Below are 1,011 nucleotides of genomic sequence, written 5' to 3' on the forward strand. Positions count from 1 at the left end.
GTCGCGGAGATAGATGTTGATGTTGGTGATCTCGACGGTGGCGTCGTAGCGGACGGCGAGCTTGTCGTACCGGGTGGCGAAGGCGCGGTTCTGCTTGTGCCGGTTGATGCCGCACTCCACGGCGTGCCGCTGCTTGTAGCGCTCGGGGTCGAACGCTGGTGGCCGGCCGCCGGCCGAGCCCTTCGCGCGGCGGTGGGCCAGTTGGTCGACCTTGTTCGGGATGGTCGCCGGGATGCCGCGTCGGCGCAGGTAGGCGCGGTTTCCTCGGCTGGAGTAGGCCCGGTCGGCCAGCACCCGGTCGGGCCGGGTCCTCGGTCGTCCTCGCCCGGCCGGTCGCGGGACGCGGATGCGGCCGAGCACGACGGTGAACTGCGGACTGTCGGCGGCCTGCCCGGGGGTGAGCACCGTGGCCAGCGGCTTGCGGCCGGCCTCGACGGCCAGGTGCACCTTGGTCGTTAGGCCGCCGCGGGAGCGGCCCAGCGCGTGGTCGGCCGGCTCACCGACCGGCGGCTGGGCCTGCTGATCGGGATGGCGGCGGGCGCCGGCGGCATGCTGATGGGCCCGGTTGACCGTGGAGTCCACGGACACCGTCCAGTCGATCAGCCCGACCTCGTCGGCCAGCGCCTGCAGCGCGGTCTCGATCGCCTTCCAGCGGCCGGCCAGTTGCCAGGCGCGGAACAGCCCGTACACGCACTGCCAGGTGCCGTAGCGCTCGGGCACGTCCCGCCACGGACAACCGGTGCGGGTGCGGAAGCGGATGCCGTTGATCAACTGCCGCAACGACCAGCGGCGCCGTCGGCCCATCCGTGACCTGCCCGGAAGCAGCGCGGCCAGGATCAGCCACTGCTCGTCGGTCAAGTCATGGCGGGCACCGGCCGGTAGGGTGCGGTCCACGAGGTCTCCGTGGTGAGGGTCTTCTTGGTCGTTGATCCCTCTACCGGAGGCCTCGCCTATTTCCCGGCACCAACACGCCGGATGGACCCTTCCGGTGACTTCTCAAACACGGCCTAG

1 protein-coding gene is annotated in these 1,011 nt (G+C 71.2%); it reads right to left on the minus strand.

Features of this window, described 5'->3' with window-relative positions:
- Nucleotides 1-894 (minus strand): IS5 family transposase (locus tag ACK586_RS25435; protein ID WP_409333320.1); only part of this gene is annotated, 894 nt, incomplete at its 3' end.
- Nucleotides 895-1,011: the final 117 nt, after the last annotated feature.

This window comes from Trujillonella humicola (assembly GCF_046233715.1).
Taxonomy (GTDB): Bacteria; Actinomycetota; Actinomycetes; order Mycobacteriales; family Geodermatophilaceae; genus Trujillonella; species Trujillonella humicola.